Annotated in this window: 19 protein-coding genes and 3 pseudogenes; 9 read left to right on the top strand and 13 right to left on the bottom strand. The window is 50.0% G+C overall.

Going from position 1 to position 26437, the window contains the following annotated elements; genetic code table 11:
* Positions 1 to 163 precede the first annotated feature (163 nt).
* Complete coding sequence (locus LN737_RS30615; RefSeq protein ID WP_405515021.1) at positions 164 to 1276, bottom strand: D-TA family PLP-dependent enzyme; 1113 nt, start codon at positions 1274 to 1276, stop codon at positions 164 to 166.
* A 3-nt stretch (positions 1277 to 1279) separates the two neighbouring features.
* Positions 1280 to 1756 carry a RidA family protein gene (locus LN737_RS30610; RefSeq protein WP_405515019.1) on the bottom strand — a complete coding sequence of 159 codons (477 nt, stop codon included), beginning with the start codon at positions 1754 to 1756 and terminating at the stop codon, positions 1280 to 1282.
* Between the two features lie 395 nt (positions 1757 to 2151).
* Between LN737_RS30610 and LN737_RS30605 the strand changes: the two genes are divergently transcribed.
* The 3 genes and pseudogenes from LN737_RS30605 (at position 2152) to LN737_RS30595 (ending at position 8415) form a co-directional block, all read left to right on the top strand.
* A complete protein-coding gene (locus tag LN737_RS30605) occupies positions 2152 to 5592 on the top strand; it encodes a DUF1553 domain-containing protein (protein WP_405515017.1) in 3441 nt (1146 codons plus the stop codon).
* Positions 5593 to 5664: 72 nt separating this feature from the next.
* Positions 5665 to 7118: pseudogene (locus LN737_RS30600) on the top strand (DUF1501 domain-containing protein).
* A 182-nt stretch (positions 7119 to 7300) separates the two neighbouring features.
* Positions 7301 to 8415: pseudogene (locus LN737_RS30595) on the top strand (mechanosensitive ion channel family protein).
* Between the two features lie 16 nt (positions 8416 to 8431).
* On the opposite strand, the gene glpK reads toward LN737_RS30595, so the two are convergent.
* Positions 8432 to 9949 carry a glycerol kinase GlpK gene (gene glpK, locus LN737_RS30590; protein ID WP_405515015.1) on the bottom strand — a complete coding sequence of 506 codons (1518 nt, stop codon included), beginning with the start codon at positions 9947 to 9949 and terminating at the stop codon, positions 8432 to 8434.
* 19 nt (positions 9950 to 9968) lie between these two features.
* Entirely contained in the window at positions 9969 to 10694 is a 726-nt protein-coding gene (locus tag LN737_RS30585) for an MIP/aquaporin family protein (protein WP_405515013.1), read from the bottom strand.
* Between the two features lie 204 nt (positions 10695 to 10898).
* Here LN737_RS30585 and LN737_RS30580 point away from each other — a divergent pair, with 204 nt between their 5' ends.
* Positions 10899 to 11870 (top strand): zinc-dependent alcohol dehydrogenase family protein, encoded by a 972-nt coding sequence (locus tag LN737_RS30580; protein WP_405515012.1) that lies wholly within the window; start codon positions 10899 to 10901, stop codon positions 11868 to 11870.
* A 78-nt stretch (positions 11871 to 11948) separates the two neighbouring features.
* Here LN737_RS30580 and LN737_RS30575 read toward each other — a convergent pair.
* Together LN737_RS30575 and LN737_RS30570 are read right to left on the bottom strand one after the other, a co-directional pair.
* Positions 11949 to 12721, bottom strand: a pseudogene (locus LN737_RS30575) (family 16 glycosylhydrolase).
* Between the two features lie 178 nt (positions 12722 to 12899).
* A complete protein-coding gene (locus tag LN737_RS30570) occupies positions 12900 to 14279 on the bottom strand; it encodes a Gfo/Idh/MocA family protein (protein ID WP_405515010.1) in 1380 nt (459 codons plus the stop codon).
* Positions 14280 to 14514: 235 nt separating this feature from the next.
* Between LN737_RS30570 and solA the strand changes: the two genes are divergently transcribed.
* The 3 genes from solA to LN737_RS30555 are packed head-to-tail and all read left to right on the top strand — an operon-like array spanning position 14515 to position 16507.
* Positions 14515 to 15390: an N-methyl-L-tryptophan oxidase gene (solA, locus tag LN737_RS30565; RefSeq protein ID WP_405515008.1), complete on the top strand. Its 876-nt coding sequence runs from the start codon at positions 14515 to 14517 to the stop codon at positions 15388 to 15390.
* A complete protein-coding gene (locus LN737_RS30560) occupies positions 15350 to 15685 on the top strand; it encodes an FAD-dependent oxidoreductase (protein WP_405515006.1) in 336 nt (111 codons plus the stop codon). Before solA ends, LN737_RS30560 begins: the two co-directional genes overlap by 41 nt.
* Positions 15686 to 15700: 15 nt before the next feature.
* Positions 15701 to 16507 (top strand): class I SAM-dependent methyltransferase, encoded by an 807-nt coding sequence (locus LN737_RS30555; protein ID WP_405515004.1) that lies wholly within the window; start codon positions 15701 to 15703, stop codon positions 16505 to 16507.
* On the opposite strand, the gene LN737_RS30550 is transcribed toward LN737_RS30555, so the two are convergent.
* Positions 16504 to 16989 carry a hypothetical protein gene (locus LN737_RS30550; protein ID WP_405515002.1) on the bottom strand — a complete coding sequence of 162 codons (486 nt, stop codon included), beginning with the start codon at positions 16987 to 16989 and terminating at the stop codon, positions 16504 to 16506. The genes LN737_RS30555 and LN737_RS30550 overlap by 4 nt on opposite strands.
* A 413-nt stretch (positions 16990 to 17402) precedes the next feature.
* On the opposite strand from LN737_RS30550, the gene LN737_RS30545 reads away from it, so the two are divergent.
* Entirely contained in the window at positions 17403 to 17972 is a 570-nt protein-coding gene (locus tag LN737_RS30545) for a DUF4136 domain-containing protein (RefSeq protein ID WP_405515001.1), read from the top strand.
* A 79-nt stretch (positions 17973 to 18051) separates the two neighbouring features.
* Here LN737_RS30545 and LN737_RS30540 read toward each other — a convergent pair whose 3' ends face one another.
* The 6 genes from LN737_RS30540 to LN737_RS30515 form a co-directional block, all read right to left on the bottom strand.
* Complete coding sequence (locus LN737_RS30540) at positions 18052 to 18924, bottom strand: DUF6607 family protein (RefSeq protein ID WP_405515000.1); 873 nt, start codon at positions 18922 to 18924, stop codon at positions 18052 to 18054.
* Between the two features lie 206 nt (positions 18925 to 19130).
* Positions 19131 to 19661 (bottom strand): ferritin, encoded by a 531-nt coding sequence (locus LN737_RS30535; RefSeq protein ID WP_405514999.1) that lies wholly within the window; start codon positions 19659 to 19661, stop codon positions 19131 to 19133.
* Between the two features lie 112 nt (positions 19662 to 19773).
* Positions 19774 to 20130 carry a hypothetical protein gene (locus LN737_RS30530; protein ID WP_405514998.1) on the bottom strand — a complete coding sequence of 119 codons (357 nt, stop codon included), beginning with the start codon at positions 20128 to 20130 and terminating at the stop codon, positions 19774 to 19776.
* Between the two features lie 75 nt (positions 20131 to 20205).
* Entirely contained in the window at positions 20206 to 20460 is a 255-nt protein-coding gene (locus LN737_RS30525; RefSeq protein ID WP_405514996.1) for an SH3 domain-containing protein, read from the bottom strand.
* Positions 20444 to 21580, bottom strand: coding sequence for a M23 family metallopeptidase (locus LN737_RS30520; protein WP_405514994.1), 1137 nt, complete (start codon positions 21578 to 21580; stop codon positions 20444 to 20446). The genes LN737_RS30525 and LN737_RS30520 overlap by 17 nt, the downstream gene beginning before the upstream one ends.
* A gap of 16 nt (positions 21581 to 21596) precedes the next feature.
* Positions 21597 to 22223, bottom strand: coding sequence for a TMEM175 family protein (locus LN737_RS30515; RefSeq protein WP_405514992.1), 627 nt, complete (start codon positions 22221 to 22223; stop codon positions 21597 to 21599).
* 677 nt (positions 22224 to 22900) lie between these two features.
* Between LN737_RS30515 and LN737_RS30510 the strand changes: the two genes are divergently transcribed.
* Positions 22901 to 26083 (top strand): ExeM/NucH family extracellular endonuclease, encoded by a 3183-nt coding sequence (locus tag LN737_RS30510; protein WP_405514990.1) that lies wholly within the window; start codon positions 22901 to 22903, stop codon positions 26081 to 26083.
* Positions 26084 to 26437: the final 354 nt, after the last annotated feature.

Here is a 26437-nt window from a genome sequence, read left to right as displayed (position 1 = left end):
GCAAATCTTTCTCATAACATAAAGTTAGTGGCTGTTGCAAAACTTGGTTCGGTTTATATCTCACTCTTCAAATTCTAAAGGCAATTTATTAACGAATAAGCCCTTTAAGTGTATCGAGCGTCTTCCAGACTTTTGCAACAGCCAACCTAGGTGCTACCAGCCCTCAATACGTCAAAATCCGGTCTCTTGCAACTGTGCGCCACTCTCCGGTTACGGCACCATTTTCGATCGTGAAACCGCGTTCATAGAGTGCGCAGGTCGGGCAAATGTGATTGGGCAAACCATACAGTACGTCACCAATCTGATAGGCGTGACCGTCAGGGGCTTCCATCACCAAATGTTCTTCGCTCTGCCCAATTGCCTTTAGGTCAGGGGCATTCAGAAACGTAACGCGTTGCTCCAGTGGGCACTCAGCCGCTATGGATTTGTGGCCCAAGTCCAGACAAACTCTTGTTGGGCCTGGTAGCGATATCACACGAGCTACCACAAGCGCGGCAGGCTGAAACGATTGTTCCGCTAACATATCCCGATACGTACGATCCCAGTATACAAACGTTCCCGGACTGCATTCTACCGCTTCCCGGCGAGCGTGAATCGGAAAGCTCGGGCTGCCCCCTGCTACGATAATCGGTTCATAACCAACCGCTTCTAATTTGACGCTCAGTTGCTGAACCGGAAGAAAAGCCGCATCACATTCGGCTGTGCGGGCCGCCAGATTCGGGTTACGCATGTGCCCATCGTAGGCATGTAAGCCAACGGGTCTTACCCCCTCCAGTTTGTCAAGTTCGGCGTAGAGGGTCAGTACGTTATCGTCGGGCGTGGTGCCCGTCCGGTTCATGCCTACATTCAGATCGATATAAACCGGGACGACTAAACCGGCGTCTACCGCCTGTCTGGAAAGCTCATGGGCTGTATCCAGATTATCGACCAGACAGGAGAATTTCGTGTTCGGATAGGCGTTCGTCAGCGCCAGCAGACGGTGAATTTTTACGCCATTGGGCTGATAGGCAAGCAGTACGTCCGGTGCTCCGCATTGGGCCAGCATTTCCGCTTCAGCAATCGTCGCACATTTAAACTTACGGATACCCGCGTCGAGCATTAGTTGCGAGGCTTCGAGCGTCTTGTGCGTTTTTACATGCGGACGTAGCCGATTCACATCGTCGATGGATTCGGTCAGGAACGTGATGTTTTGTTGTACCCGATCTGTGTAGATCACCAGAGCGGGCGTATCGAGCTGAGAGAGGTCGTTAATTAAGTACCAGGGCGTTTCTTCCATCGGTCAGACGAGTTCAAACAGAGCTTCGATTTCAACCGGGATATTGTCGGGCAGTGACCCCATTCCAACCGCCGACCGCACCCCGATGCCATTGTCCTGCCCCCAGACAGCGGCAAACAATTCGCTGCAACCGTTCACGACGTAGGGGTGGCGTTTGAAATCGGAGGTACAGTTAACCATGCCAAGAACCTTGATGACACGCTTTACCCGGTCGAGACTGCCGAGGTTGGTGCGGATGGTGGAAAGGATAGCCAGACCAACCTGACGAGCCGCTAATTTTCCCTCTTCGATGTCCATGTCTTCACCGATACGTCCGATAATCAGACTTTTATCATCCTTGACGGTGCCGTGGCCGGACACGTACAGGTGGTTACCATCAATGAGGTAAGGTTTATAAACGCCCATCGGTTGGGGGGCTGGTGGTAACGAAAGACCCAGCTGCGCGAAGGCTGCCTCTGGCGAGAGATCGTTGGTTGGCATGAGGAAAAGATACAATTAGTTTGAGGCCCCAAATTAATGGATTCACTATACAGTGTCTGTTTAAACTTTTGAAAATAAACTTAAGAGCCTGTTTAAAATTCTCAGGCATACCAGTTTTTACAGAACAGCGCCGGAATTTCTATTGAAAAAATTATGTTGTGAATAATTTTAATCCAAATTAAAGAACTAAAAGCAGTCGGCTTATTGTTGAGGAGATTAGTTTGCCTCGCTTGGGCTGCTTGTCGCTTAGATAGTTTTTATGAGTTTCCTTCTTATTGAGCGAAGCGCCTGTTACGTGTCAAAATTGGCTGTTTAGAGGATAAAATTGGTCAATTTCAGTGCCTATTACGTCTTTAATTTTGTAAAATCGTTTCATTATCAATTTGTTCGCTGGTATGCCCGTTTGGTCTGACATACGGTTTCGATACGTTCTGCTTAGCGCAACGGCTGGCTTATTTGGCGGCTCAATCTGGTTAACGGCTTGCCACAAATCAGTTGAGAAACCAGCTGAGATTGTGGCGGCAGAAGCTACATTGCCCGAAAAGGTCGATTATAATTTGCACGTAAAGCCAATTCTGTCGGATCGCTGCTTTGCGTGCCATGGCCCCGACAAAGCCAAACAGCAGGCGGGTCTTCGGCTGGATACGCCCGAAGGGGCTTACGAAGCCTTAGCCAAAAGTGGGCATACGGCTATCGTTCCGGGCGATTTGGCGAGTAGTGAACTGGTGCATCGGATTCTCTCGACTGACCCCGAAGAGGTGATGCCAACGCCGAAATCGAACCTGACCTTGACGACTGAAGAAAAAGCCATGCTGGTTCGATGGGTGGAGCAGGGGGCAGAATACAAGCAACACTGGTCGCTCATTGCGCCCACTATGCCCGAAATCCCAAAGGTGAACGACGAGAAATGGGTGAAAAATGACATTGACCGCTTTATTCTGGCCAAACAGGAAAGCAAAAAATTAACTCACGCGCCGGAAGCCGATAAAACAACCTTACTACGTCGTGTTACGCTTGATTTGACCGGCCTACCACCAACCCCGGCCGAGGTCGATGCGTTTCTGGCGGATACGTCGCCGAATGCATACGAGAACGTGGTGAATCGGCTACTGAACAGTCCGCATTACGGTGAACGGCAGGCTGTTGAATGGCTCGACGTAGCGCGTTATGCCGATACGGATGGCTATCAGGATGATGGGCTCCGAACGATCTGGCCGTATCGCGACTGGGTCATTCGCGCTTTTAATCGAAATCTTTCGTTCGACCGCTTCGTCACCTGGCAGCTTGCTGGTGATTTGCTGCCGAAACCAACTAAGAATATGCTGCTGGCTACGGCCTTCAACCGAAATCACCAGCAAAGTCAGGAAGGCGGCATTGTGGACGAAGAGTACCGAACGGAGTACGTAGCGGATCGGGTCAATACGTTTGGTAAAGCTTTTTTGGGGCTGACTACCGAATGTGCCCGCTGTCACGATCATAAATACGACCCGATCAGTCAGAAAGATTATTACTCGCTGTTTGCCTTTTTTAACACCAACAACGAACGCGGACAGATTCCCTATAACGGTGAAGCGGCCCCGACGATAACGCTGACAACCCCTGAAACAGAAGCTTGTCTGAAATACATTCGGGAGAAACTATCTCCGCTGGAACAGCAGCTCCACATCAACCGGCCTGATTATCAACAGCGATTCAGCCAGTGGGTGAGGAGCGTTCCGGCGCCCGACAAGCTTTCGGATGCGGGCCTGATTGCACGGTATTCATTTGATGAAGCCGACCGGACGGATATTAAAGCGTATGTAAAGGCCGATAACGAAAAGCGAAAGCTGGAGGCTGAAAAACGCAAACAGGAAGAAGAGCGCTGGAAGAAACTTGGCAAAAAGAAGCCCGAAGAGAAAAAAGCCGTTACCAGGAAAACCAAAGAAGAACTCTGGAAAGATCCGCGTAATGCGTTTGCCAATGTCGTAAATGACACCATTCCGGCCAGATTAGGTGGCGATTCGGATAATCTGCCCTACAGCGTACCGGGGCGTTTTGGCAATGCCCGTTACCTGCCCGGTGATAGTTACATCAACTTGCCTTCCGATTTTGCGGTTTTCGAGCAGAATGAGCCATTCACGATTAGTAGCTGGTTTAATCTGGCTAAAGCGAATAATCCCGCTACGTTGCTTGGACGTACGACGGGGCCGATGGATGGGCAGCGTGGTTATCAACTCGATCTATTAGCCGATGGGCGGCTCAAACTGACACTTAGCCACGTGTGGCCTGCCAATGCACTCGATATTGAATCTATCGATAAAGCGCCTGTACATCAGTGGTTTCAGGTGGCCTTTACGTACGACGGCCGTGGACAGACAAAGGGATTGACATTGTATCTGAATGGGAAACCCATGCGAACGCGGGTGGTGACGGATAACCTACAGCACAGCATCGTTTATGGAAAGAACAAGACGCACTGGGCGCAGCACCCGTTCTACGTCGGTCGAATGCACGACTATTTTTACAAAGATATAGCCGTTGATGAACTACGGATTTACAAGCGCTGCCTGTCGCCCTTTGAAATGACGCATCTGGCGGGTGGTCCTGATGCGCTGGCCCTAGCGTTGCGGACACCAGCTGCCAAACGCACACCTTTGCAACGGGCGGGCTTATACACATATTACGTAACCACACAGGATTCGCTTTATCAGAAGACATTTGCCGATGCGATGACATTACGGGGCGAAGAACTGATGCTCTACACAAACTCCGATCAGGTAATGGTCATGAGCGAGCAGAAATACCCTCGGGTTTCCCATCTGTTGAAACGGGGTGCTTATGATGCCCCGGGCGAAATCGTTAAACCAGCAGTACTTCATAGTATGACGCCCATGCCGGATGATTTTCCTCAAAACCGGCTGGGCCTGGCGAAGTGGCTGTTAATGCCCGAAAATCCGTTGTTTAGCCGCGTAATGGTGAACCGGTTCTGGCAGCAGTATTTTGGGCAGGGGATTGCCAAGAATAGCGATGATTTTGGTAACCAGGGCGCTTTGCCTACTCACCCTGAATTACTGGATTATCTGGCCGTTAAATTCAGACAGACAGGCTGGAATACCAAGGAAATGCATAAGCTGATTGTGATGTCGGCAACGTATCGGCAGTCGTCGGCCGTACCAGAGGCCGCGCGGGAAGCAGACCCCGACAATATTTACCTGAGCCGCGGACCGAGTTACCGAATGTCGGCAGAACAGGTGCGCGACAATGCACTGGCTGCCAGTGGACTGCTCACACAACGTATTGGTGGCCCGAGCGTACGGCCGTATCAGCCTGCGGGAATCTGGGAAGCGCTGGCCACGCGGAATGCGGTGAAATACATTCAAAGTCAGGGCGATAGCTTATACCGCCGGTCGATGTATACGATCTGGAAACGTTCGTCGCCTGCGCCCATGATGCTCAATTTTGATGCTGCCGAACGGCACACGTGTATTGTTAAACGACAGAAAACAAGTACACCCTTGCAAGCCCTTGTTACGCTCAACGACCCGCAGTTTGTGGAAGCCGCGCGGGTGCTGGCACAACGTGTAATGTCGAGTGCTGGTGCATCCGGCACCGAGGGTATCACGTCGATTTTTAAAGCTGTGATCAGTCGACCGGCCCGGTCGCAGGAAATAGCCCTGATGAAGCAACTATATGCCGAAGAACTGGCGGATTTTAAAAAGAATCCAAAGCGCGCTTCGGAATTGCTGACGGTAGGCGAATATCCGGTTGATAAAACGCTGAATCCGGCTGAGTTAGCTGCCTGGACCGTCGTGACAAGTACAATTATGAATTTCGATGAAGCGATAATAAAACGGTAACTAGTCGATGGTCATTGGCTAATAACTAACGACCAATGACTAATGACCAGTTACCAATGACTATTGACCAGAATGGACCTTCAGGATCAACTACATGACCAACTCAGCCGCCGGAATTTTCTGGGACAGGCCAGTGCCGGTTTGGGGACAATTGCGTTAGCGTCGCTACTGAATCCGGGCAGTTTATTTGCCGGGGCCACTTCACCGGGTGAAAATCCGGCGGTGGGCAAGCCTCACTTTCCTCCGAAGGTAAAGCGGATAATTTATTTGTTTCAGAGCGGAGCCCCCTCGCAGCTGGAGTTGTTCGATTACAAGCCGAAACTCGAAACCATGTGGGGCCAGGATTTGCCGGCATCGGTACGTAACGGCCAGCGCCTGACGGGAATGAGTGCGGGGCAAAGCCATTTTCCGCTGGCTGCCTCGAAATACAAATTTGCACAATACGGGCCCGGCCAGATGTGGATCAGTGAATTGCTTCCACATACGGCCAGTATTGCCAGCGATCTAACGTTTGTGCGCTCCCTGCATACAGAAGCCATCAATCACGACCCGGCTGTTACGTTCTTCCAGACGGGAAGCCAGCAGGCGGGTCGGCCATCGTTCGGGTCCTGGATTAGTTACGGCTTGGGCTCTGATAATCAAAATCTTCCGGCCTTTGTCGTTCTGTTATCCAAAGGGCGGGATGGTGATCAGCCGCTTTACGCCAAACTCTGGAGCAATGGATTTTTACCCTCGGTGCACCAGGGCGTCGTGTTTCGGTCTGGCCCCGATCCGGTTTATTACCTGAACAACCCGCCGGGTATCGACAAAACCAGCCGTCGCCGGATGCTCGATTATTTAGGCAAAATGCATCAGGAGCAGTTTAAACACGTACTGGACCCGGAAATCAATAGCCGAATGGCGCAGTACGAGATGGCTTATCGGATGCAGACGTCCGTTCCTGAAACGCTTGACATCTCAAAAGAGCCGGACTATATTTTCGATATGTACGGCCCTGAAAGCCGCAAGCCCGGTACGTTCGCGGCCAACTGCCTGCTGGCGCGTAAGCTGGTTGAAAAAGACGTGAAGTTTGTGCAACTGTACCATCAGGGCTGGGATCAGCATGGCAATTTGCCCAACGACATAAAAATTCAGACAAAAAGCGTTGATCAGCCGTCTGCGGCACTGATTCGAGACCTTAAACAACGGGGTTTGCTGGATGATACGCTGGTAATCTGGGGGGCGAGTTTGGTCGCGGAGCCTATTCGCAGGGAAAACTAACGCGGGATAACTACGGTCGCGACCATCATCCACGAGCATTTACAGTCTGGATGGCCGGAGCGGGTGTCAAGAAAGGAATGGTGTACGGAGAAACCGACGATTTTGGTTATAACGTAGTGAAAGAGCCGGTTCATGTCCACGATTTTCAGGCAACGATCCTGCACTTATTGGGCATCGATCACGAAAAATTAACCTTCAAAAGTCAGGGCCGCCGTTACCGCCTAACCGACGTTCATGGGAAGGTTGTGAAACCGCTGTTGGCGTGAGCAGCTTGACGGCATAAGTTTAATTATCGGATTTTTAAGAAGGGCCAGTAAACACTGGCTCTTATTTTTGTGCGTGTATAGTGTAGACCTTACGATTCTCTGCCAAACGCTGACGTAGCAGACACACTCTGCGAATAGAATCCTGTGGATTGTTTCAATCTTAAAAATTCCGGTACTGACGAATGCAACAGCAATTAGATACATGGATACGGGCTATTGTCCGCTGGTTTGGGTACATTCCTAACCGCGATCTGTCGGGCTGGATATTGCTCATTACCGCGTTTGTATTGGGCCTGGCCATTGATTTTGTCGTGACGCAAATCATCCGGTTCATCGTGCGTCGCCGACCGTTTCAAACGATAACCCTTCTGCAAACCTATGTTCGCTGGGCGTTTTGGGCGTTTGTACCCTCACTGCTGTTTCTGCTGGCTACAAATCTTCAGTCGGCACGCTTTTTACGTAGCCACCCCGTAGCCGATAAAGCTGCCGAAGTTCTGTTCTTAATAACCAGTACCTGGTTAACTATTCAGCTGTTGAAGGTGGGTGAACTGCGTCTGATTCGTCAGTATGACACAACTAAGGACGCAAACCTTTCGCAACGGAAGTTTGTCACCCAAGTCCGTTTTTTCGCCGGCTGGCGGCCATTCTCGTGATTATTCTTGGCACCTCACTGCTGTTGATTTCATTTCAGGGAAGCCGTAAGGTGGGCTTGAGCGTACTAACATCGGCGGGGGTTGTATCGGTAGTAATTGGCTTTGCGGCTCAGAAAACACTGGCGAATCTGCTGGCAGGCATTCAGATCGCGTTTAACCAGCAGATTCGCCTGGACGATGCCGTAGTGGTCGAAAAAGAGTGGGGACGTATTGAAGAAATTAACCTGACAAGTGTCATTGTTCGCCTTTGGGATCGGCGTCGGCTGATTTTGCCCATTACGTACTTCGTCGAAAATCCTTTTGAGAACTGGACCCGCTCCGATGCCTCCATAATTGGCAGTATTTTTATCTATCTGGATTATAACATTCCCGTTGACAAAGTGCGGGCAAAGGCGCGCGAATTTGCCGAAAACGACCCGCTCTGGACGGGCGAAAGTTTTGCCGTACAGGTAACCGATGCCACCCCCACCTGCATCCAGATTCGGATATTGGTTTCGGCCCCCGACGCACCTTCGGCCTTCGATCTACGCTGTCACATGCGCGAAAACCTCATTGCCTTTATCCGCGATGAATACCCGCAAAGTTTGCCCCAAACACGCCTGATGCTGGCCGAAGAACTGAAGCCGAAACCCGAAGAACTTTAACGAAGTGGGTAAGAGGCTACTGCTCTTCCCACCCAAACGACCGCTCAATTGCCTTTTGCCAGCCCCGCATGAGCCGTTTCCGCTCCGTATCGTCCATAGTTGATTCGTAGGTTTTGGCAATGCCCCAGTTCTGACGTAAATCATCTAAATTTTGCCAGTAACCAACCGCCAGCCCGGCCGCATAAGCCGCGCCAAGAGCCGTCGTTTCCGTCATCTTAGGGCAAACCACCGGACCGTTCAGGATGTCGGCCTGGAATTGCATCAGCAGCGAATTGACAACCATACCGCCATCGACGCGTAACGATTTAAGCGAAACGCCCGCATCCTGTTCCATGGCCCGTACTACGTCAACGGTTTGGTAAGCTGTTGCTTCCAGAACCGCTCGCGCCAGGTGGCCTTTGTTGACAAAACGGGTCAATCCTGCAATGACACCCCGCGCGTCGGCTTTCCAGTGGGGCGCGTAAAGCCCCGAAAACGCGGGCACAAAATAAGCCCCGCCGTTATCCTCAACGGAACGGGCAAGGGATTCGATTTCGGTGCTTTTTTTAATAATACCCAGATTATCGCGTAGCCACTGCACCAACGCACCCGTAATGGCAACACTTCCTTCGAGGGCGTAATGAACCGGCTGATTCTGAAACTGATAGGCAACGGTGGTGAGCAGGCCACAGGTAGATGTTCGTAGTTCAGTACCCGTATTCATGAGCAGAAAACAGCCCGTGCCATACGTATTTTTGGCCTGACCTGGCTCGAAGCACGTCTGACCTACCAGTGCCGCCTGCTGATCACCCAGAATGCCTGCTATCGGAACGCCCGGCAAGGCTTCTGACGTAACGGTTCCGTAAACCTCGCTGCTTGGCCGAATCTGGGGCAGCATGGCGCGGGGTACGGTAAAGTCATTGAGCAACTGATCGTCCCAGTTCAGGGTCTGAAGGTTCATTAATTGCGTCCGGCTGGCGTTCGTTACGTCGGTCAGGTGCAGACCACCGTTGGTGCCGCCTGTCAGGTTCCAGACGACGAACGTATCCATATTCCCAAAAAGCGCATCACCCCGCTCAGCGTCTTCGCGCAGGCCTGGTACGTTGTCGAGCAGCCACTTCAGTTTCAGACCACTGAAATACGTAGCCAGCGGAAGCCCTGTTTGTGGACGGAAACGATCCTGCCCCCCACCGGATGGTCCGCCTTCACTCGCGTAGTGGGCTACTAAGTCGGCAGTGCGCATGTCCTGCCACACAATGGCATTATAGTACGGTTTTCCCGTCCGGCGATTCCAGACGACGGTAGTTTCCCGCTGGTTTGTAATGCCAATAGCCACAATGTTGTGTGAAAACAACTTAGCCTTGATACGAGCCAGGGCGATCACTTCGAGCGTATTATGCCAGATTTCTTCAGGATCATGCTCAACCCAGCCGGGTTGCGGATAAATCTGTTTGTGTTCTTTCTGAGCCAGCGAAACAATCTGACCCTGTCGGTCAAAGACAATGCAACGTGTGCTGGTGGTACCCTGATCAATGGCAGCTACGTACTGAGGCATATGTTGAAAAGAATGAGAATTATAAAGCAAACCACCGAATCAATATCCCGCCAAGGGCTGCACCAACCAGTGGACCTACTATAGGAATCCAGGCATAACCCCAGTCAGAAGACCCTTTGCCCGGAATCGGTAATAGAGCGTGCGCTAATCGTGGACTAAAATCGCGGGCGGGGCTCATGGCATAACCGGTTGTACCGCCTAACGAAAGCCCAATGCTCCATACCAGAATGCCCACCAGATACGGTCCGACGCCAATAGCCAGCTCCCCCAGGTTTTTAGACGAAATGCCCGCCAGACCAAGAATCAGCACCAGCGTTGCCATGGCTTCGCTCAGGAAATTAGCCCCGACGCTGCGAATAGCCGGACCAGTGGAAAAACACGCCAGCTTGTCGAATGGATCGGGGGTAGCTGCCCAGTGAGGCAGGTAATGTAACCAAACCAACGTAGCACCCAGAAATGCGCCAATCATCTGGGCGGTAATGTACGGCACTATGTGACTATAATCGTTGGTGGCAACAGCGAAGGCAAGCGTAACGGCTGGATTGAGGTGGGCATCGATACTGCCAAACGCTTTCGCAACAAACACGCCCATTGTTACAGCAAACGCCCATCCGGCTGTAATCACGATCCAGCCCGATGCCTCCCCCTTTGTTTGTTTTAACACTACGTTGGCGACAACGCCATTACCCAACAATATAAGAACCAGCGTGCCGATTAGTTCGCCAAGAAAAGGAGAGGTGAGCATGAAAATTAATAGTGGTTAGTCGATAGTTGAAAATCAATAAGGCGTTTTAACAACTGTTTTACCTATTGATCATCAACTGACGCCTAACCACTATATTCAAGGTTTAGGAATAATTTGTGCAAATTAAATCATATTTTTGCCGCCATTCCAAACGTAATGAAAAATATTCCTTTATTGACTAACAGCTAGTTGACGCATCGACAAATGAAAAGCATCGTATTTGAACATACTGGTAAACCTGCAGAAATTCTCAAATCAACTGAGATTTCCTTACCAGAGCCCGGGCCGAATGAAGTTCGGGTAAAAGTCATTGCCAGCCCCATCAATCCATCCGATCTCATGTTTGTGCAGAATCTGTATGGCATTCGACCTCAGTTGCCATCGGGGGCCGGGTTTGAAGGGGTCGGAATTGTGGATGCCCTGGGTGAAGGTGTGCAGATGCGAACTGGTTTGCGGGTGAGTTTTACCAGTATTGGTACGTGGTCGGAGTATGCCATTGCTCACCAGCGTAGTCTGATACCCGTACCCGATACCATATCGGATGATCTGGCCGCCCAGTTGTTTGTAAATCCCTTTACGGCCTATGCTATGGTGCAGGATTCGGGCGTAAAGGAGGGCGGCTGGCTGATGATTACGGCGGCCGGGTCAGCATTTGGCAAAATCGTAATTCAACTGTGCCGGATGCGCGGCATTAAAACCATTGGTACCGTTCGCCGGAATGATCTGAATGATGAACTGAAAGCGCTTGGCCTGACCGAAATAATCAATACGGAGACCGATAACATGGCTGCCCGCGTGAAGCAGATTACAGAAGGCGCTGGGGTGGCCTGCGTACTCGACGCTGTAGGTGGACATACAACTTCCGAAGCACTCAAATGTCTGGGTAAAGGGGGGACGATGATTATCTACGGGGTGCTGAGTTTGCAGGAGCCAGTTTTCAATGCGGGTTTGATGATCTTCCGGGAGTTGACGGTTAAAGGGTTCTGGCTTACGGATTGGATGCGTCGTGTTGATAGCCATACCCGGCAGGAAGTGGCGCAGCAGGTAATCAGCTTACTGGCGTCCGGGCATATTCAGTTGCCGGTTGAAGCGTCTTATTCGCTCGATCAGATTGTCGAAGCGGTTGAGCATGCCGACCGCCATGGCCGGTGGGGTAAAATCCTGATAAAACCGTAGACAATTCCGTGATTCAGTCAGTTTCGTGGTCCGTGGTGTCAGTTTCTCAAAACTGATACCACGGACCACGAAAACGGCTTACTTTTGATAGACTCGCACATAATCCACTTCGAAATGCCTGGGGAACGTAATGACAGCCGGATCTCCCCATTGTCGCCCCCGACGGCCAGATTAAGTAACAGGTAATGAGGGGATTGGAAAGGATTACGACCCGTGCCATCCTGATTGATGGTTTCACTCAACAAAACTTCGTTCAGCAGCTGATCGTCAACAAACAGGCGAATCGCTTTTTCGTCCCAATCCATCCGCCAGGTATGGAATTTTTTCGCCCACCCGCGATCATTAAAGGACGGAATTGGCTTTTTGGTCGTCCTCCATTTCGCTGTATAGCGGGTATTTGTTCCCCATGCTACGTTGGCCAGCAACTGGTTTCGATAGTACTCCATGATGTCAATTTCGCCGTTGGATGGCCATTCTCCCGAAACACCCAGCGTCCAGAAAGCAGGCCACATACCGGGGCTTGTGTCGATACGGCCCCGCATCTCAAAACGTCCGTATTGCCAGCTGTGTAAGCCTTTTGTGTGTAAACTGGAGGCTGTATAGTCGATAAACGCCCGGTTTTTCTGCCAGCTGTCACTGTTTACCTGATACGTCGGATTGGGTCGATGTTCCCGCCGGGCTTCAATGATAAGCAAGCCATTTTTGCAGCGGGCGTTATCCGACTGATACCATTGAAGCTCATGATTCCGCACGAAACCCTGCTCAAATTTCCAGTTTTTAGGATTAGGGAGCCCGTCTGTCTCGAATTCATCGGCCCAGACCAGTTTCCAGGGCGTATCGGCTTTGGCCATTTTGGTTGGTGCTGTGGTTTTTTCAACGACATTGCTGCTATCAATCGATCCTAACAACGGCAGATAAAGAAGAAAAGTCAGTACGTTCATTGGTGGTTCTTAGTATGGATTGACCCCGGCAAGGTCAGTTATGTAAGCTGAACCTGTCGGGGTCAAGTCGGACTAGCAAAAAAATTAGCTATACTTTGTTCGGATCGGGATGTTTATACGGGTCGCGGTAGGGGCGTTCGAGTAATTTGCTGGTTTCCCGGTCACCCACGATCTCCCGTTTCTTCGGATCATAAACAACGGGCCGCCCCATTTTCATGGACATATTGGCCAGAATACAACTCGCCGTCGAAATATGTCCTTCCTCAATGTCGGCCACGGGGCGGGTGCCTTTATCGATAGCGTCCAGGAAATTAAGCATATGCAGCCGGGTTGCCGGAGCCGCATTCAGTTCAATTTTGGGGTTGGTCGGCTTGGTCAGATCCTCAGGATACTTTTCTTTCTCGTAAACAACATCCAGGTGGATTTTCTTACCCTCTTTATCATCCGGAATAAAATCACACTGCATCGTACTGGCCCACAGCGTTCCTTTTTCACCGTAGAGCGTAAACGACCAGGGGTAGTCGGGGTTATTGGGCGTTCCCCAGGTACGATGTTGCCAAACGCAGTTTAAGCCATCGTATTCAAAAACAGCCGATTGCGTATCGGAGATATTGGATTTGCCATCTTTCTGAACGTAAATACCTCCTTCGGAACTAATACGTTTTGGCCAGCCAAGTTTCAGCATCCAGCGCACGGTGTCCAGCATATGCACGCACATGTCGCCCGTGATGCCGTTGCCGTATTCCATAAAGGTACGCCACCAGCGGACGTGGGGCAGACCATCATACGGACGTAACGGTGCTGGTCCGGTCCACATGTTGTAATCCAGGAAATCAGGCACTGCCTGCACGGGCGGGTTGCCGTTGTTGCGCATATGCAGGTAGCAGCACATTTCTACGTGCGATACTTTACCAAGCAGTCCGGCATCCACAATCTCTTTCTTGGCCGTAATCAGGTGTGGGGTGCTTTTACGCTGAGTGCCCACCTGAACCACCTTATTGTATTTGCGTGCTGCCGCCACCATGGCTTCGCCTTCCATTACGTCGACGCTGATCGGTTTCTGAACGTACACGTGCGAACCAGCCTTTACAGCATCGATCATCTGGAGCGCATGCCAGTGGTCGGGCGTACCAATCAGAACAATATCCAGCTTATTATCAGCCAGCATTTTCTGGTAATCGCCGTACAGCTTGGGAACCTTGCCCGATTTCTGGCGCTGACTGACGAGTTTACCCGCATCCTCAAGCATGTGCTTGTCAACATCACACAAGGCTACCACCTCTACGGGAGCTACCTGAACCAATCGAAGCAAATCACTTTTGCCATACCAGCCTGTACCAATCAGTCCTACACGGAGTGTTTGGGGCGGGTTGATAAGATCTAAACCTCGTTCTCCAAACGTAGAAAGAGCGAGAGCCGCTGATGAACTCTGGAGAAAACGACGACGATTAATATTGAAGGTATGCATGCAAGTTTAGGGTTCGGAAGCTTAATTCCGGATTTTTAGTTGAGAAAGAATAGTCGCTGGAAGCTGGCCTGACGAACGACTTCAAATAAAGCCGGTTCTATTCTGGAAATACTGCTATCGAGCCGTTAAAATATTCATAATAAGGCAATCGTAATGTTGGCTGTCAGGGGCGGAGTTGATGAGGAGCGTTTGCCCTTATCTTTGCCGGGGAAGCTTGACGAATAAATCAGTCTGCATGGTTTTTGACGCAATAGTTGTTGGATTAGGCGCCGTTGGAAGTGCTGCCCTTTATCAGCTTTCAAAACAAACGCCCAATGTACTCGGCATTGATCAGTTTGAGCCTCCGCATTCATTGGGGTCGACGCACAGCGATAGCCGAATTACCCGGCAGGCTATCGGGGAGGGGATTTACTTTGTGCCGCTCGCGTTACGTTCGTACGAAATCTGGCGGGAGCTTGAGCAGCGTACAGGCGAGCAACTGTTGACCATTACGGGTGGGCTTTTTGTAGGGAAAGAAAACTCAACGCTACAAACGCATAACAAACCGGGCTGGCTGACAACGACCCTACAGGCGGCTGAACAGTTTAAAATTGCTCATCAGGTGCTGGATGCCGACAGACTTCGGAAGCGCTTCCCTCAGTTTCAGTTTCTGGATGACGACATCGGTTATTTTGAGGAAGATGCCGGGTTTTTACGACCAGAAGTATGTGTTTCGGTCCAACTGGCGCAGGCACGGCAGAACGGCGCTTCCGTTCAAGTCAACGAGCGTATGCTGTCATTCGAATCCGTCGGTACTATGGTTCGCGTACAAACAGAACGGGCTGTTTATCAGACCCGTAAATTAGTGCTGACGTCCGGCCCCTGGATTGCTGAGTCGCTTAGGGATAGTCCCTACCGGAACTTACTTAAGGTGTATCGGCAGGTTCAGTACTGGTTTGATATTCAGGGTGACTATCCCCTTTATACGCCAGACCATATGCCGGTGTATATTCTGAGCGACCGGGATCTGTATGGTTTTCCGGCCATTGGGGGCGTAGCGGGGGGACTGAAAGATAGCAACCGAACAATACGTGCAGACGACCACGCCGGGTACCGTAAACCGAACAATTAGCGAAGCCGAAATCCAGCAAATGTATGCCCAGTACGTAGCGCCTAATTTTGTCGGTATTGGCCATGCATGTATTAAATCAGCGGTTTGTCTGTATACCATGACGCCCAACGGAGATTTTATTATCGATCATCACCCCGATAGTTCTGACGTAGTGCTGGCCTCAGCCTGTTCGGGACATGGGTTTAAACATTCGGCGGCTGTGGGGCAAATTCTGGCCCAGTTAGCTTTGTCTGGACAAACGGATTTCGATATTCAACCTCTTCGACTACAGCGTTTTTCTCATTTTTTACCCTAACCTACCCTTACTCCTATGGCTGATCAGATCGCTACCGAACGGGCCAAAATGCCGGCTGCTCATAACCCGGTTTTAGAGCGTAGAACCGTAGAGAATGCCAACCAGAATCTGCTGAAATTTCTTCGACCAGGTATTCATGTGCTCGACGTAGGGTGCGGCTCAGGCGCTATTACCCGTAGTATTCACGAAAAAGTTGGTGCAACCGGTTTCGTGCTTGGCATTGATCCAAACCCGAATCTGATTGATCAGGCCCGTCAGAATGCGCCTGATCATGCGGGGCTGGCTTTCGAACAGGGCGATGTTTACACCTTTGATACGGCCGAACGATTTGACGTAGTGACTTGCTCCCGAACGTTGCAATGGCTGGCTCAGCCCAAAGAGGCACTCCTGAATATGAAGCGATTTGTGAAGCCGGGGGGCTTTTTATCGATACTCGACTTCAACCACGAGAAACTCAGCTGGACACCGGAACCCCCGATGTCCATGCGCCTGTTCTATGATGCTTTTTTAGCATGGCGAAAGGATGCTGGTTTTGATAACGCCATTGCCGACCATCTGGACGGGCTGATGCGCCAGATTGGTTTTCAGAGTATACAGGTTGAACCTCAGTTTGAAATAAGCCGCCGGGGAAATGCCGACTTTGCTGTTACCAGTCGTTTATGGGCTGAGGTGGCTGAGTTGCGGGGGCCGCAGCTAGTCAAAGCTGGCTACATCACCGAAGAGCAGCGCCTTCAGGCAATTTCTGAATATGACAACTGGATTCAGACAGATGGTGAGTCGATGACGGTGTATTTGCTGGCCGTAGAAGCGCAGCAAACCTAGCTCTTCGCCATCACCAGAACAGGTTCCTTCTGCAAAGCCTGCTCAATGGATTCCAGCACGTCAACCGGGCAATTAGACCCTTCGGGTAAATTAAGCCAGTGCAGTTGCGTAGTAATCTGATTCTGGCAGGCAACAAAAGCCGATAAAATACCTTTCTGCCAGAAATCGATCAGTAAATAATCATACTGGCGCAGTAGCAGATGAATGGTAAGCACCAACTCCGGATTGCCTAGCAGTACTTCGGTACGTAGTTTATCCGGCCAGGGTTGGGGCAGAAAATCAAGCCAACGATTTAAATTCTCAGTCGCCTTTTGGTTTGCTTCCCGATGCGCAGCCGCTTTCAACGGCTGATTTGCTTCCTGAACGAGCGCGTAGGCATACACAACGGTCAACTCAAGGGGTTCAGTTTGCCTGTTAAGCCATTGGCCAAGTGAGAGGGCCATATCCACAGAGCCGTCGGTAAGTAGAAGCGCTTTTTTCATGCTTTATTTCATTCAAGTATGCCTGGTAAAATTAGCGGGATGACTTTGGGCAGCACTTGAGATTACTTAGGCGTAAGGCTGATTCTGGTCAGTAGTGCGCATGGCACGAACTTTTTTACCAGCTCATTGCAACGGTTCGACCAAAAACTGGGTATTATTTATAGACAAAAAATCGTTGGCAAAACGTACCATTCCGTACTTTGTAAAAAATTATGGATTAATGCTCTGTTAAAAATACTTAAAGACAGTTTATGGTTTGACTGTCAGATAGTTATCGTAAATAGAGATCCATAGGGATGACATAAAAATAGGAACGAATAGCCCCCATTTTTAGTTATTAAAGTGTCATATACGAATGGTTGTTTTCCCAACGTTTATTAATCGATTTGACAGTAATTAACGACTCAAAGTACATGAAACTCAAAGGCATAATCACTAGTTTGTTCGTCGCCGGTACGCTGGCGTCCTGCGCCCCAGCTATTACGGTTAAATACGATTACGATGCGAAAGTAAACGTTCGGCAATTTGCAACGTATCGTATTGAAGCTGACCGGCAACGTAACGCTGACCCTATTGTAGGCAGCAACCTAAACCAACGCCGTATTGCCGATGCGCTGGATCAATCACTCAAAGCACGCGGCTACAAGCCCGTCACGCAGGGTGAAGCGGATTTGATTGTTCGGTTCTTCACCGATTCGAAAGACAGACAGCAAATCCAGTCGAATAACATGTACTCACCTTATTCCTGGTGGTACGGTGGTATGGGGAACAATGTTTACTCACGCCAGTATGAAGAAAATCGCGTAGTCATTAACGTACTGGACGCCCGCACCAATGATATTATCTGGCAGGGTTGGGCTACCGGACAGATGAATAACCGCAATAAAGAACGGGATCGTGATCAGGCCTTCCGCGAAACGGTGACCAGTATCATGAAAAACTTCCCTGAGAGCGCTGGCCAGGATTATGGCGCAGCTCGCTAAGAGAGTTCAGCCCCAACAAAAAACCTGCTATCCGACGATGGCAGGTTTTTTTATATCCTGTGTACTTGATTTATTCCACTTACTTCAAATATTTCTCGATAGTCTGACGTATAAGCTGGCGACCTGTAGCCGTATTATAGGTGCTTTTCTGTGCAGAGGCTGCCAGATCATCCAGTTCTCTGCTGAGTACCTGGCCTTTCACCTGCCCCTTAATCGCCACCGCATCCCGATTGGCCAATAGGTCGTTCCAGACGTAGCGTACATCTGCCCAATACGCCCGATTGGCAGCCCACCAACTTTTAGCGGCCTGGCATTTTTTTTCATCGGTACGCTTATACGTATTCAATCCTTTCTCCGACACCAAAAGCTGATCGCCTGCTTCCGTGCGAATGATTTTGTCGTTATCCTGTTCGTGAACGTACCCATCCGGACGAATTTCGTGGTGATTGGTTCGGCGCATGACATTGTAATCCGAACGTTTGGTGTATTCACGACGGGGGAGAGGGGCATCTACCGTGCTTTCCCAGTACGTTCGGCCATCGGCATGAATCCAGGTTGCGGAACCCTCATAACGGGGACTGTCGTCTACTTCAAAAACTTTCTGCGTCCACTGACCTTTGGTTTGCGCTGGAGTAAGCTTCTCCCGTTTCCAGGACGCATTCTGGTTGAATTTGAGCAGGCTGGTGTTCTGATAAATCCAGTCTTCGCGCCAGTGCTTAACTACCAGTGAATCGCTGATCACCAGCAAATGCTGGATAACCAGTTTTGTTGGCGATTCCTCTTCCACAAATACCCATTCGGTTCCTTTGGCCGTATACCGATCTTTAAACGAATAGGTCTTGTCAGAGGCAAACGTTTCTGCATAAAGAAAGCTGACATCGTGGCAACCACATTGTCCCTTGATGGCTGCTACATCGTCAGCCTTTGGGAGCGATTGAGCCTGAACGCTCATCAGGATCCCACAAAATGCAAGTGAAAGCAGAGCCAAACGCATGGAGATTAATAGATTACGTTGTGAGAAGTCATTTTTACAAAATTATATTTATTTAGACTTTATACAAACAAACTTCAGTCCGTCTTATTATGGTTTCTCCCGCAAACCAGTTTAACGAAAAAAGGCATCCAGTTCGGATGCCTTTCAACTATCTCATAGGTCGGTTATTCAAAAACATTGCCGTCGTACGTAACGCTGGCGAGCTTTTTATCCAGATAGTACACCTGGTCGGCCGGGATCTGATCGATCAGCTCGAGGCAGCGACGGGCAATGTACTCTTCTTCCATTTGTTCTTTTACGTACCACTTCAGCAACTCTTCAGTGGCATAATCATTTTCCCGGCGGCAGATACCAATAATGCGGTTGATCGAATCCGTTACGGCAATTTCCTGATCGAGAGCACCTTCAAAAACTGAACGTAGCGAATCGAATTCCTGACTAACGGCCGGAACTTCGGGTGAATACGCGGTAGCACCCTGGTCGCAGAGGTAATGAAATAGCTTCATGCCGTGCTTACGCTCTTCTTCCGACTGGTTATAGAAAAACCCGGCGCAATGATCTAGCCCGTTCCGGTCGCACCAGCCTGCCATCGCCAGATATTTAGAGGAGGATATCATCTCCATTTGTATTTGCTGGTTCAGAGCCAGCTCGACACTTTCTTTAACAGAGGTGCGTAGTCTTGCTAAATCTTTCATGATATGTGACCGTTACCGGTGAGAAATCTATATAGCAAAACAACATAAAAAAACCGACTCCTGTTATAGGGTCGGCTGATTATCAGGAAATTTAGAAAAAGTCTATGTATGCTTATTCGGGGAAGCTGCACCCACATTCACGCAACATCGAATTAAGCTCCAGCATAAGTTTTGCGCCATTAAGAAGTTCGCGCAGATGAATGATTTCACAGAGCGTCAGAACATAACAGCGTTCGGAGCGAGGGGGCGTCAGAATTTCAACGTCATGAGCGGCTTCGGTACTGAGCGCCATTTGCCGAACATCGACCGTTTCCACCATCCGCCGAAATTGCGCAAAATCGCGGACTGATAACTGGGTGTGAGTATCCCAAAATTCGAGAATCAGGCGATTGCTGGCATCGCATTGATAAACTACTCCTTTGTCGGTTCGAAATACTTCCTGGTACGTTACGGGCACAGTACTTGTCATGGTTACGCGAATGAACACAAAGATAGATCACATATCGTAATTTAGATAATGTCTAAACAAGATTTTAGCCAGATTTTAACGAACGGTTGCGTTAATCGGTTTTTCCATACCTATTGGTAAGAATATCCAGCCTGTTTGCCCATCAACACTACGTACCAGCTGAAACGAATTCGATACGGCTAATACATCTAAAGGTGATCCCATTGGCAGGGTTTTAAGGATGCCTGCCTGTCCACCGGCGGCATCCACCAATTTTCCGGAGGTAGGTAATGTCAGTCGGCGAAGCGGGCGCTTTTCGCCTTCAATCGTGTTATTAGCGACGTAACCCATTAGCCCATCCGGCGTTTCGACACGAAGCCATAGCCTCGGTGCCTCCAATAATTGTTAAAGCCGACGACTTCGGAAGTTCCTGAAGAACAGGTGCGTCAGCAGTTGGAGCCAGCCGAACCGGGGATTTGCTGGCCGACACCCGTACCGAATCACCCAGTCGCGATTCGGCCAGTAAGGGTTGCCGGGCGGGGCCTCGTCCGAGTCGGATGAACGGCAGAGGATCGGTAGCCCCATCTGTAAAACCATAAATTCCGAAATGGAGATGCGGGCCTGTTGTTCGCGCATTGCCCGTATTGCCAACAAAACCAACTGTATCACCAACAGATACCCGTTGTCCGTTGCTGACATTCCAGCGGTCGAGGTGAGCGTAATAAAGCCGGATGTTTCGGTCGTTATCGCTCAGGAAGGCTACGTTGCCGCCCAGGCTGTTCGACCCCACACCAGTTATGATCCCATCCACCGAAGCGAGGGCGGGCGTACCCTTTGGTGCGAAAATATCAACGCCTTCGTGTCGTCGCCGTCCTCCGTCGCGGGAAGCGCCGAAATAACTGCTGATCTGACGGCTGTCGCGTCCCTGAACCGGAAACGCCAATGCAGGCTCACGCGTGACGGTGATGGTGTAACTGCCACTTCGCAGCAATTCGGGCTGAATGCGAATCAGATACGTTTGTGTTTTTCGCGGCTCCCAGGCCAGTACGTTCGTATCGGCCTTTGACGCTGCGATCAGGCTGGTTCGGTTTCGGTCGTCAAGAGAAAAGACGTCAATAAATACCTGAGCTGTTTTCTGGCCCTGTGTCTCGACGCGTACAAGAAAACGATCGCCCCGCTGGGCATCGAGCCGATAGCCCACAGCGAACGTTTTATTGGCCGAGAAATACCCACTTTCACGATACGGCACTGAAATCTTGAGGGAGTCGCGAAGGGCCCGGTTCCCGGCTTCCAGCCAGTCCGTACCAAGAGCCGTTCGGTCGAGCCTGGCTTCTTTCAGCGACTGTCCATACTGATCGTGAGGAGAGGTTGATCGAAACAGGCTGGTAGAAGGTCCTACGCCCGTACAGGCACTGACCCAGCTGATAAACAATCCGATGCAGAGAAACCCGCCTAATTTCTTAACTATCATAGCTTTACACAGCGTATCATATCACTTTTTCGCGGTGATATTTCAATCTGGATAAATAAACAACCATTGCTAAACCGACTAAAATACTTAAAAACGGTACTAAAAGAGACAGCCCTGCCGCCAGTACATACGTAACGGTGCTGATCAGGTGGCTAGTACGTACCGTTTGAATCCGAACATCGGCGGCTGGCCGCTTAAGAAGTCGGTAGTTATCCGTTGCGTAATTCCACATGATAAGCAGCGTCCAGGATATACCGGCAAACAGCAGCATGTACAGGACGGATGAAAGCTGATGGGCTGGCGTATTGATGTAGTCGGCCAGTAACGAGGTCGTAAACGGAACAATGCTGACCAACAGTAATAGCAATCCGTTGTAAAACATAAACCGCGAATCACTCTGCTGAATAACATTGTACATCCGGTGGTGGTTTAACCAGATGATGAAAATCGTGGTAAAACTGACAAAGTAGGCGATGTAGTTAGGCCACTGATCAAAAAGCGCCATGGCCAGTGAGTGGCTGGAGGTGGCTGCCCTTAAGCTGGGGGCTTTTAGCTGAAAAGTGAGAAGGGTGATATCAATTGCAAACACACCATCGCTGAATGCCTCCATGCGAACGGTTTCGTTTCCCTGAAAATTTACCATTAGTGCTGGAAATGAGTGCCGTACTGCCACACAAACAGTTTGGGCGATAAATAGTTATGATGGCTTTCCGGGTAACGGCATAACGTAACGAATTCAGCCGAGCAGACACGAAAAATTAGAGTTGCTACTGGTAATAAATCAGGACCTTTTACTATGGTGATATCACGAAGCAGGTCAGCACAAAGGTTATATGACTTTAAATAGATTGTTTTGTTTTATGCGGAGATTTTCCTGTTTCGTAAAAGAAAACATTGTAAAAACGCTGCTTGGTAAATAAAAATCTGTCTTTTTGTACGTTTGAATATTGTTTACTTTTTAATCGTGTAATGCATTATTTTTTCTCCAGAATCGATGACTGCCCCCTAACCTCCGGGTTTGGGCTTCTTAAGTTAGGCAGCCAGTAAAGCGTCAGAAATATGTTCAGCACACCCGCCACTGATAACGGCTAATGCTTATTCTGTGAACGCTTTCACCCTAATCCACCACATCTACTTAATAATCAGGACTAACGTATTAGTTGTCAGGCAATAATCTGGCTTTACCATGCTTATAAACCGGGCACAAAAACGGGCAGGAAACGTAGTATGCAAGTACCTATCCGACATTCACCCGCGACTATAAGCCAACCTCAATCGCTTACTTTACCACAATTAATTTCTCAATTTAACAAAAAAGTAATGAGGAAAATTTTCACCGTGTTCAGGCTTTATTCCAATTTAAAAAAGCCCCTGCCCTATCATGTTCTGATATTGATGCTGATAGGCATACTTTCGAATTCAGCGTATGCGCAATTGTTGGTCAAAAATTCATTTGATGGAACAACGGCTTGCCCAACCCAGGGAAATTCATTCACCAGTGCTTCGGCAATAAATGCTACAGCTACACCTTTAAGCCGACAAACTATTACCTGTACTACGGCAGGTGGCGTTTTCAACAGCACTACGTTGAATAACACGGCAACGCGATCAGACAACAGCTACATTGAGTTCAGTATTACGGCCAATAGTGGGTATTCGCTCAACCTTACATCGCTTTCTTTTTTCAGACAGGCGAGTAATACAGCTCCTAATTCGCTGATCGTTTCGTACAGCACGGATGCCGCGAATTTCAACATGACGAGGGTAGACATGACAACATCGACGACCCCGACAAGCGGTACTGTATTAACCTGGAATTTTGCGGCACCCATTACCACTGTCAGTGGAGGAACCGTTACGTTCCGCTTTTACCCCTTCGGCACGGTGCGGGCGGATGGCGGTGGCGCTGCGGCTTCGGCGACGGGTACATTCCGGCTAGATGATGTTAGCTTGTTTGGTACTATTGTGTCAGCAGCGGATATACCACCAACGGTGGCCAGTACAAGCCCCGCCAACTCAGCCGCCAACGTAGCGCCGAACACCAACATCAGCGTAACCTTTTCGGAGTCTGTAACGGCTGGTGCCAGTTCGTTTAGCCTGGTTGGCTCATCAAGCGGCCCGCATTCGTTTACGCTGGCAGGTGGCCCCACCAGTTTTACCTTAAACCCGGACGCGGATTTCTCGGACGGTGAAACGGTGACCGTAACGGCTTTGGCCGCCCAAATCTCGGATCAGGATGGAACGGCTGATAACATGGCCGCCGATTACACGTTCTCCTTTACGGTTCTGCCGCCCGTAACCCTGGTTAAAATCCACGATATTCAGGGCAACGGCTCTACGTTCAACACATCGTTCAGTGGTACTCAGAGTATCGAAGGGATTGTCACCCGTAAGTTTTTAGGGTCGGCAAAGCTCAATGGCTTTTATGTGCAGGAAGAAGATGCGGATGCCGACGCTGACCCGCTTACGTCGGAAGGTATTTTTATTTACGATCCGGCGGGCCTCTTTACGGGCAACGAAAGCGACAAAGTTAAAATAACGGGTACGGTTGCTGAATTTACCAGTAGTGCCAGTGGAAACAACAGCAGCTTAACCCAGTTGTCAAACCTTATTGCCGTTGTTAATCTGGGACCAGGTACCCTGCCAGCTCCTGCTGTGATAAGCCTGCCGGTTGCCAATGTAGCTGATCTGGAGCCTTACGAAGGCATGCTGGTGACCCTGGGCGCTGCAACGGGTAATCTGGCTGTAACAGAATATTTTCAATTAGGTCAATATGGGCAGATTGTTGTATCCGCTACCGGCCCCAGTGACGTAAGCGGTACCGATGCCCGACTGGATCAATACACGCAGTATAATACACCCAGTGTTGCCGGTTACGCTACGTATCTGGCCGAAATTGCCAAGCGAAAAATCATTCTGGATGATGGGAGCAGTACGTCGTATCCAGATCCAATTTTATTCGGCCGGGGTGGGCTTCCCCTGAGTGCTTCCAATACGTTGCGGGGAGGTGATCAGATTGCCAGCATCACAACCGTACTGGATGAGCGTTTTGAAGGCTACCGCCTGCAATTGAATACCGGGGTGAATTTCTTGCCAACAAATGCCCGGCCGACAACTCCGCCTACGGTTGGCGGTTCGCTTAAAGTGGCTAGTGCCAACGTGCTCAACTACTTTAATGGTGATGGTACGGGTGGAGGTTTTCCAACGGCGCGGGGTGCCAATAACCAGAATGAACTTACCCGTCAGCGCACAAAAGTTCTTCAGAATCTGTACAACTCAGGCGCTGATGTCATTGGCCTGATGGAAGTTGAAAACGATGGCTACGGCTCAGCCAGCGCCATTCAGGATTTGGTAAATGGCCTGAATACGCTTTCAGGTACAACTTCCTATACATTCGTCAATCCGGGCACCAGTATATCGACAGATGCCATTACGGTAGGCATGATTTACAAGCTGGGAAGCGTGAGCGTTGCCGGGGGCCCCGCTTCTCTCTCGACGAGTGCTGCCTTTACGTTAGTGGGTCGTCAGCCCCTGGCGCAAACGTTTAAGCAAACCACAACGGGTGCCGTCTTTACGGTTGTTGTCAATCACTTCAAATCCAAGGGTTCCAGTTCCGGTGGAGATGGCGACGCGGATATTGCTGACGGGCAGGGCGCATCGAATGGTACCCGTACCCGGCAGGCGCAGGACCTGGCCGACTGGTTAGCAACAAACCCTACCGGAACAACCGATCCCGACTACCTGATCATTGGCGATTTGAACGCATACGCGAAAGAAGATCCGATTACAACACTAGCTGCAGCCGGATTCGGCAATCTGCTCCCGCTTACTTCATACTCGTATGTGTTTGATGGTCAGGTTGGTTCGCTCGATCACGCCCTAGCGACCAGTTCATTGGCATCTCAGGTTTCAGGAGCCGAAAAATGGCATATCAACGCCGACGAACCGACGGTGCTGGATTACAATACGGAAAACAAAACGTTGGCCCAACAAGCCAGTTTGTATAGTCCTGACCAATTCCGGTCATCTGACCATGACCCTATACTCATTGGCCTCAATCTGGTGGCACCCCCTACGCCAGACTTAACCGTTGTGATTCATGCTGGTCCGTCTACCCGTTACGGTACGTCTACCTTCTCGGTTGTTGGTGATGTTGTAGAACTTAATTCAGTAAGTTCGAACGGGACAATCACGGTCAGAATCAATAAAGACCCCAAGATCAGCCTGACTTTCTCAGGCACAGCAACATCCGTTGGAGGCCGTGCGGTGCAGAACAGTGCGTGGACTTTTGATGATACCTCAGAGCTTGATTACTACGTACTGACCACGACACAGGTAGTAGCAGCCGGCAATGTTCTCTCGTTTGGGATTGATGGTATACTGACGCCGGGCGCTACGTCGGGCACGTTAAGCGTAGTGACGCAACTGGCTGCGGGCAGTGGCGGAGAAGTAAAAATCATCAACAACAGTGATGCCGATAGGATAGAGTACTTCCAGCAGTAGTATCTGCCAGATCTAATGCAGAGAAGCGGTGTCAGTGTGAGTTGACACCGCTTCTGTTCGTTAGGGGCTTGTTTGTCTTATCTCGGTCTGGCCTTCCAAATTAGAAACAGCCATAAGACGAGTTAATACGCTTCAGAGCGCCGGTGATCTGTCCATCTCAGAAACAGGCACGAAGGCCAGTGAGAAGGATGAGATGCTGGTGTGCGGGTGTAGTTTTGAAGAAAAATAGCATGATTGATAATTGATTAACGAAACAAAGCTATCAGGCATGAATGGGGTGCGCGAGTTGAATGTCGATCAAGTGTTAAACAAAGCTGTTGAAGTGTAGAATCAGTAGGATTTGTTGCCGGTGAA

Source organism: Spirosoma sp. KNUC1025 (assembly GCF_045160025.1).
GTDB lineage: Bacteria > Bacteroidota > Bacteroidia > Cytophagales > Spirosomataceae > Spirosoma.
The sequence above is the reverse complement of the archived record's forward strand: the minus strand, read 5'-3'. Positions and strand labels throughout refer to the sequence as shown.